At 61.5% G+C, this 7,066-nt stretch carries 8 protein-coding genes; 2 read left to right on the top strand and 6 right to left on the bottom strand.

Translation table 11 applies throughout. The features are described 5' to 3' along the window. Window positions 1-85: 85 nt before the first annotated feature. The 4 genes from ACW9I6_RS29205 to ureE are packed head-to-tail and all read right to left on the bottom strand — an operon-like array spanning window position 86 to window position 2,492. A complete protein-coding gene (locus tag ACW9I6_RS29205) occupies window positions 86-658 on the bottom strand; it encodes a HupE/UreJ family protein (RefSeq protein WP_087692463.1) in 573 nt (190 codons plus the stop codon). Window positions 659-682: 24 nt separating this feature from the next. After that, entirely contained in the window at window positions 683-1,297 is a 615-nt protein-coding gene (ureG, locus tag ACW9I6_RS29200; RefSeq protein WP_003217431.1) for an urease accessory protein UreG, read from the bottom strand. A gap of 23 nt (window positions 1,298-1,320) precedes the next feature. Continuing rightward, window positions 1,321-1,995 (bottom strand): urease accessory protein UreF, encoded by a 675-nt coding sequence (locus ACW9I6_RS29195; protein ID WP_003217429.1) that lies wholly within the window; start codon window positions 1,993-1,995, stop codon window positions 1,321-1,323. Further along, window positions 1,992-2,492: an urease accessory protein UreE gene (gene ureE / locus ACW9I6_RS29190; protein ID WP_003217426.1), complete on the bottom strand. Its 501-nt coding sequence runs from the start codon at window positions 2,490-2,492 to the stop codon at window positions 1,992-1,994. Before ureE ends, ACW9I6_RS29195 begins: the two co-directional genes overlap by 4 nt. A gap of 337 nt (window positions 2,493-2,829) precedes the next feature. On the opposite strand from ureE, the gene ACW9I6_RS29185 reads away from it, so the two are divergent. After that, window positions 2,830-3,318, top strand: coding sequence for a C40 family peptidase (locus ACW9I6_RS29185; RefSeq protein WP_457340118.1), 489 nt, complete (start codon window positions 2,830-2,832; stop codon window positions 3,316-3,318). A 1-nt stretch (window position 3,319) separates the two neighbouring features. Here the strand turns inward: ACW9I6_RS29185 and ACW9I6_RS29180 are convergent, their stop codons facing one another. Together ACW9I6_RS29180 and ACW9I6_RS29175 are read right to left on the bottom strand one after the other, a co-directional pair. Continuing rightward, entirely contained in the window at window positions 3,320-3,952 is a 633-nt protein-coding gene (locus tag ACW9I6_RS29180) for a TetR family transcriptional regulator (RefSeq protein WP_003217423.1), read from the bottom strand. Window positions 3,953-4,103: 151 nt separating this feature from the next. After that, complete coding sequence (locus ACW9I6_RS29175; RefSeq protein WP_003217421.1) at window positions 4,104-4,553, bottom strand: hypothetical protein; 450 nt, start codon at window positions 4,551-4,553, stop codon at window positions 4,104-4,106. A 368-nt stretch (window positions 4,554-4,921) separates the two neighbouring features. On the opposite strand from ACW9I6_RS29175, the gene ACW9I6_RS29170 reads away from it, so the two are divergent. Then, the gene (locus ACW9I6_RS29170; RefSeq protein ID WP_003217419.1) at window positions 4,922-6,991 is read left to right on the top strand and encodes an AsmA family protein; all 2,070 of its coding nucleotides are present in this window, start codon (window positions 4,922-4,924) and stop codon (window positions 6,989-6,991) included. Window positions 6,992-7,066 lie beyond the last annotated feature (75 nt).

The raw sequence follows: 7,066 nt of genomic DNA, 5'->3' as shown, positions 1-7,066 counted from the left end.
CACACTCGATCGAGTTCCATTGTTGGAATGCAGTCGACTGTGGGAGCGGGCTTGCTCGCGAAGAGGCCCTCAGGAGCACCGAAAATCAGGCAGCGAGCAACCAAACCCCGGTCGCCGCCGAAGCCGCACCCGCCACCCGCACCAACGGCGCAGCCGCCGCCGGCAGGAAACGCACCACGGCATAACCGGCAGCATGCAAAACCGCCGTCGCACCCACAAACCCTATGGCATACGCCCACGGGCTGGACATGTCCGGCAGCTCCAAACCATGGGCCACGCCATGGAACAGTGCAAACAGCGCCGTCGCCGCCACCGCCACGAACAACGGCGGCCGCACCGCCAGCGCTACCGCCAGGCCCAGCGCCAGCACCGACGCGGCAATCCCGCTTTCCAGCGCCGGCAGTTCCAGCCCTTCAAAGCCCAGCATCCCGCCGATCAGCATGGTGCCGACAAACGTGCACGGCAGCGCCCAGCGCGCCGAGCCTTTTTGTTGAGCGGCCCACAGGCCCACGGCGACCATTGCCAGCAAGTGGTCGATGCCGCCCAGCGGGTGGCTGATACCGGCCACCAGGCCGTTGTCGCCATGGCCGGGGTGGGCGAAGGCGAGGGCGGGAGTGAGCAGCAAGGCTGCGGCAGCGAGAAGTGTATTGAGGCGCATGGACAGGCTCCTTGTGGGGGTTGATCAGGCTGCGGTCAGCAAGCCCTGGCGTTCGATGAAGGCGACGATTTCTTCCAGGCCGACGCCGGTTTTCTGATTGCTGAAGACGAAAGGTTTACCGCCGCGCATGCGCTGGGTATCGCTGTTCATCAGCTCCAGGGATGCGCCTACCAGCGGCGCCAGGTCGATCTTGTTGATCACCAGCAGGTCGGATTTGCAGATCCCCGGCCCGCCTTTGCGCGGCAGCTTGTCACCGGCCGACACATCGATCACGTAGATGGTCAGGTCCGACAGTTCCGGGCTGAAGGTAGCCGACAGGTTGTCGCCGCCGGATTCCACCAGGATCAGGTCCAGGCCGGGAAAGCGCCGGTTCAGTTGGTCTACCGCTTCGAGGTTGATGGAGGCGTCTTCGCGAATCGCGGTGTGGGGGCAGCCGCCGGTTTCCACACCGATGATGCGCTCGGGCGCCAGGGCCTGGTTGCGCACCAGGAAGTCGGCGTCTTCGCGGGTGTAGATATCGTTGGTGACCACCGCCAGGTTGTAGCGATCACGCAGGGCCAGGCACAGGGCCAGGGTCAGGGCGGTCTTGCCGGAGCCGACCGGGCCGCCGATGCCGACGCGCAGGGGTTGGGTGTTCATGTGATTCTCCAAGATAAAGTGCCCTAGGAACGGAACAGGCGGCTGTACTGGCGCTCATGGGCCATGCACGCCAGGGACAGGCCAAACGCGGCGCTGCCGTAGTGATTGGGGTCAAGCTGGCTGGCGTCCTGCTGGGCTTGTTGCAGCAGCGGCAGCAGTTCGCTGGTCAGGCGCTGGGCGGCTTGTTGGCCCAGAGGCAGCGTCTTCATCAGCACCGCCAATTGGTTTTCCAGCCAACTCCACAACCAGGCGGCCAGGGCGTCATCCGGGCTGATCTGCCAGGCGCGGGCGGCCAGGGCCCAGCCCAGGGCCAGGTGCGGTTCGGAGCGCTGTGCCAGGAATTCTCGGGCGGCGTCATCCAGCTCCGGTAAACCGTTCAATAGCTGGTGCAGGGAATAGCCCATCTGCCGGCTTTCCTGATACAGCTCGCGGGTTTCACGGCTGGCGCGGTGTTCCTCACACAACTGCGCGAGGCGCGGCCAGTCCTGTTCGGCGGCGGCCTGGCAGTGGGCAAGCAGCAGCGGCGCTTCGAAGCGCGCCAGGTTGAGCAACAGTTGATCGCTGATCCAGCGCCCGGCACTTGCCGGGTCGGTCACGCGGGCTTGCTCCACGGCCATTTCCAGGCCCTGGGAATAGCTGTAGCCACCAATCGGCAGCTGCGGACTGGCCAGACGCAACAGCGCCCAGGCTGGGTTCATAGGCGTACGCCGAACTGGTGCAGCTTGGGCGGGTAGTTGAAGTCTTCGTCGCCATGGCGGGAATGGTGGTGGCCGCCGCCATAGGCGCCGTGTTCCGGCTGGAAGGGGGCCTCGATGGTCTCGGTCGTCGCGCCCAACTGATCGAGCATGGCCTTGAGCACGTAGTCATCGAGCAGGCGCAGCCAACCGTCACCCACTTGCAGGGCCACGTGGCGGTTGCCCAGGTGATAGGCGGCGCGGGTCAGTTCAAAGGCACTGCCGCAAGTGACGTGCAGCAGTTGTTCAGGCCGGGCGCACACGCGTACGACACGTCCGTCTTCAGCCTGTAGGAATTCGCCATCGTGCAGCGGCGGTTGGCCGCGCTCCAGAAACAGGCCGACGTCTTCTCCGTCGGCACTGAAACAGCGCAGGCGGCTTTTGCTGCGGGCTTCGAAATTCAGCAGCAACTCTGCGGCCCAGACGGGTTGGGGGGCGATTCGGCGGTGGATCACCAGCATCAGAAAGCTTCCAGCTATGAGCGATAAGCAAGCTAGAGCAAGGGTCTTGCCAACCACGCGGGGAGTAGGAATTCCCTGTAGGCAGGCGACTTGTGCCACCTGATGGCGCAGGAAATTATTCCAAAATGTTTCATTTTGGTGCGTGGTTGGATTTATAGCACCGGATCCGGGCGCTCGGCGTTGAATTCCATTGCTTGGTGCATGAAATTTCTTTCATCTTTTATGAGTTTTGATTGCTTGGGACTTTTCCTACGCACTTGCAGGATTTGCCGTGCGTTGCGTTACGCGCTGTTTCATTAGGATTCCGCTCCGTATTTAATCCTCAGCGGTTTCCACCATGTACAAGTCATTTTTCTGTTTACTCATTGTCAGTTTGTCGCTCGCCATTTCATCTGCTTCGGCCAATCTTCAGCGTGCCCCGGCATTCGCGCCGCCACCTTCTATCGACAACGTGATCGACCGCGCCCACGAGCTGTTGGGCACGCCCTATAAATTGGGCGGCGCTTCGGTGAAGCAGGGCTTCGATTGCAGCAGCTTCCTGGTGTACCTGTTCAAGACCGAAGCCAACATTCATCTGCCTCGCACCACCTCGGCGATGCACCGCTCAACCGCGGCCACGGTCAAGCGCAATGCGTTGCAACCGGGTGATGCGGTGTTTTTCAGGGGCAATGGGCGCGGCCAGGTCAGCCACGTTGGTCTCTATATAGGAGAGGGCAAGTTCATCCACTCGGCACGCACGGGCAAAAGCGTGCGCATCGACTCACTGGCCAACAGCTATTGGAACCGGAACTACACCACCGCCAAGCGTTTTCACACCGTGCGCTGAGTTATTCGGTGCTGCCCAGGCCTTGCCAATGCTTGAGGCCGATAAAGATGAAACGCAGCTGCTGGGTGATCTTGGCTTGTGGCGTGAGGTGCGCAGGCAGCGCTTCGGCGGGCGGGTCGATAATGTCGGGCAGGGTGGCGAACACGCTCTTGACGATCAGGTCGGCCATCACGTGCAGGCCGTCGGCATCCAGGTGCTGGAGCTTGGGCATCAGGGTCAGGTCGGCGGCGAGGTCGCTGGCGATGTCTTCACGCAGGGCACCAATGGCTTGGCGAACGGCGAGGCTGCCACCGTATTGCTCGCGGGCCAGGAACAGGAATTGCGAACGGTTGGCGGCGACCACATCCAGGAAAATCCGCACGGAGGCATCGATGATGCCGCCCATCACGAATTCGTTGTGGCGCACCAGGCGAATCGTCGCGCGAAAGGTCTGGCCGACTTCGCTGACCAATACCAGGCCCAGCTGATCCATATCGGCAAAGTGACGGTAGAAACCGGTGGGCACGATGCCGGCGGTCTTGGCCACTTCACGCAGGCTGAGGCTGCCGAACCCACGGCCACACTCCATCAGATGGCGGGCTGCGTCCATCAGGGCGAGTCGGGTCTGTTGCTTCTGTTCGGCGCGGGGCAGCATTGGCAGGCGGGCTTTGTGGACAAGGACAGCGACGCACTCTAGCAAATCAGCTTTGCCAGCGTCGAACTTCAAAAGGGAGAAGGGCGTTGCGGTTCACACAAAGTCAAAGCCCGATCGGCTGATCGGGCTTTTTTCCAGGGCCAGCACGGGCTTAGCTCTGTGCTTGATGCAGTTCTGCCAGACGGTCAGCACCGCCTTCCACTACGCCGTCAGCATAAGCGCGTTTGTTGGCGCGGCTCGAACCATCTTCAACCAGGCCTTTCTGTTCCAGACGATCACGACCACCTTCGGCAACAGCGTTGCGTTCCATCAGGCGATCAGCGCCACCTTCAACCAGGCCTTTCTGTTCCAGACGATCACGGCCACCTTCAGCAACGCCTTCGGTGTAAGCACGTTTGTTGGCTTGTTCCGAACCGTTTTCAGTGATGCTGCCGTTGTAGTCGGTGTTGTTCTTGTCCGAAGCGCCGCTGCGAGCCAGGGTTTGGCTGAAGTGGGAAGCGTCGGCTTTCACTTGTGGGGTTGCCTGTTCAGCAGCTGGCAGGGCAAATGCGCTGGTGGCCAGGAGGGAAAGTGCAAAGCTTGCGAGTATTTGGCGTTTCATGATGGGTTGCTCCTTGGGAGGGCGATAAATTGGGTACAGGGCTAATGCTACTCTTGATAAGTCGATATAAAAGTTCATAAACACAATGGTAATAATCAACAGAATTGATTGTTCCCTGCGAAGGCTCTATCTCGCAGGTCTCAAGCCCGCGCTTTTGCACCGAGGTGGGTATTTTCGACACGAACGTGGGTAACAACGGTGCGTCGTTGATGATTGAAACTGTCTGGTTGGTCAGGAAAGGCGGTTTTTATGAGGAATTCATCAATGGGGTTAAACCCCCGCGCCGTTTGTCAGTCGTAGCCATATAAGCTGTAGTCAAAACGCGCGCCGCAAAGCGCCCGCTCAGTCGTAACCTGGAGTCCTGTGCAATGACGCGCACTCGTAAAATTCTCGCCTGGAGCTGCGCCAGCTTCGTTTTGTTAATCGCCATTGTGGTGTTGGTCCTGGTGTTCTTTGACTGGAACCGGATCAAGCCGCCCCTCAACGCCAAGGTCTCCGAAGAGCTGCATCGACCGTTTGCCATCAATGGCAACCTGGCAGTGGTGTGGCAGCGCGAGCCCGATGAGGGTGGCTGGCGCGCCTGGATTCCGTGGCCCCATGTGATTGCCGAAGACCTGACCCTGGGCAATCCCGACTGGTCGAAAGCCCCGCAGATGGTCACCCTCAAGCGCGTGGAGTTGCGTATCTCGCCCCTGGCGTTGCTGGCCCAGCGCGTGGTGATCCCGCGTATCGACCTCACCGAACCGAGTGCGCAGTTGCAGCGCCTGGCCGATGGCCGCGCCAACTGGACCTTCAAGTTCGACCCCAAGGACCCGAATGCCGAACCGTCCAACTGGGTGGTGGACATCGGCGCCATCGGCTTCGACAAAGGCCATGTGACCCTCGACGACCAGACTCTCAAGACCCAGCTCGACGTCGTGATCGACCTGCTCGGCAAGCCGATCCCCTTCGGCGAGATCGTCGGCGATGCCGACGCCAGGAAAGCCCTGGAAAAAGGCTCGGCGCCGCAGGATTACGCGTTCGGCCTCAAGGTCAAGGGCCAATACCACGGCCAGAAACTCGATGGCACCGGCAAGATCGGTGGCCTGCTGGCCTTGCAGGACGCGGCCAAGCCGTTCCCGCTGCAAGCCCAGGCCAGGATCGGCGACACCAGCATCGCGCTGGCCGGCACCCTGACCGACCCGATGAACCTCGGCGCCCTCGACTTGCGCCTCAAGCTCTCCGGCAGCAGCCTGGGCAACCTGTACCCGCTGACCGGCGTGACCTTGCCGGATTCGCCGGCCTATTCCACCGACGGCCACCTGATCGCCAAGCTGCATGAGGCCAGTGGCGCGTCGTTCCAGTATGAAAACTTCAACGGCAAGATCGGCAACAGCGACATCCACGGCAACCTCGGCTACGTCGCCAGCCAGCCGCGGCCCAAGCTCACCGGGGCGCTGGTCTCCAACCAGCTGTTGATGACCGACCTGGCGCCGCTGATCGGCGCCGACTCCAACGCCAAGCAAAAAGCCCGTGGCGGCGAAAGCAAGCAGCCGGCGACCAAGGTGCTGCCAGTGGAAGAGTTCCGCACCGAGCGCTGGCGCGACATGGATGCCGACGTCGAATTCACCGGCAAACGCATCGTCCACAGTGCCGAATTGCCGTTCACCGATCTCTACACTCACCTGGTGCTGAACGACGGGCAGTTGAGCCTGGAGCCCCTGCGTTTCGGCGTGGCCGGTGGCAAGCTCGACGCGCAGATTCGTCTCAACGGGCGCACCACGCCGATGGAAGGCCAGGCCAGACTCACCGCGCGCAACTTCAAGCTCAAGCAGCTGTTCCCGACCTTCGAGCCGATGAAAACCAGCTTCGGTGAGCTCAACGGCGACGCGGACATTTCCGGGCGCGGCAACTCCGTCGCGGCATTGCTTGGCACGTCGAATGGCGATCTGAAGATGTTGATCAACGACGGCGCCATCAGCCGCGGACTGATGGAAATCGCCGGGCTCAACGTTGGCAACTACGTGGTCGGCCGCCTGTTTGGCGACAAGGAAGTGAAGATCAACTGTGCGGCCGCAGACTTCGGCATCAAGTCGGGCCTGGCGACGACTCGCCTGTTTGTGTTCGATACCGAGAACGCGATCATCTACATCGATGGCACCGCGAACATGGCCAGCGAGCAGCTTGACCTGACCATTACCCCGGAGTCCAAAGGCTTCCGCCTGTTTTCCCTGCGCTCGCCGTTGTACGTCAACGGGCCGTTTATCAAACCGAATGCTGGCGTGAAGGCGGTGCCGCTGATGCTGCGTGGTGCGGGCATGGTTGCCTTGGGTGTGATTGCCGGCCCGGCGGCGGGTTTGCTGGCGCTGGTGGCACCGAGCGGCGATGAGCCGAACCAGTGTGCGCCGCTGCTGCAACAGATGAAGGAAGGCAAGGCACCTAAAACAGTGAAAGGCTAGCTGACAAAACCGTGAACCAAATGTGGGAGCGGGCTTGCTCGCGAAGGCGGTGGATCAGTCAAGAATGTTCCGACT

It is taken from the genome of Pseudomonas sp. SDO5522_S412, from assembly GCF_054071215.1.
This window is presented reverse-complemented; position numbering and strand designations above follow the sequence as displayed.

Bases quoted from the DNA above. Each gene is read 5' to 3' on its own strand.
- ureE (WP_003217426.1), bottom strand. From the start codon at position 2,492: ATGCTGGTGATCCACCGCCGAATCGCCCCCCAACCCGTCTGGGCCGCA.
- ACW9I6_RS29180 (WP_003217423.1), bottom strand. From the start codon at position 3,952: ATGCTGCCCCGCGCCGAACAGAAGCAACAGACCCGACTCGCCCTGATG.
- ACW9I6_RS29195 (WP_003217429.1), bottom strand. From the start codon at position 1,995: ATGAACCCAGCCTGGGCGCTGTTGCGTCTGGCCAGTCCGCAGCTGCCG.
- ACW9I6_RS29185 (WP_457340118.1), top strand. From the start codon at position 2,830: ATGTACAAGTCATTTTTCTGTTTACTCATTGTCAGTTTGTCGCTCGCC.
- ACW9I6_RS29175 (WP_003217421.1), bottom strand. From the start codon at position 4,553: ATGAAACGCCAAATACTCGCAAGCTTTGCACTTTCCCTCCTGGCCACC.
- ureG (WP_003217431.1), bottom strand. From the start codon at position 1,297: ATGAACACCCAACCCCTGCGCGTCGGCATCGGCGGCCCGGTCGGCTCC.
- ACW9I6_RS29170 (WP_003217419.1), top strand. From the start codon at position 4,922: ATGACGCGCACTCGTAAAATTCTCGCCTGGAGCTGCGCCAGCTTCGTT.
- ACW9I6_RS29205 (WP_087692463.1), bottom strand. From the start codon at position 658: ATGCGCCTCAATACACTTCTCGCTGCCGCAGCCTTGCTGCTCACTCCC.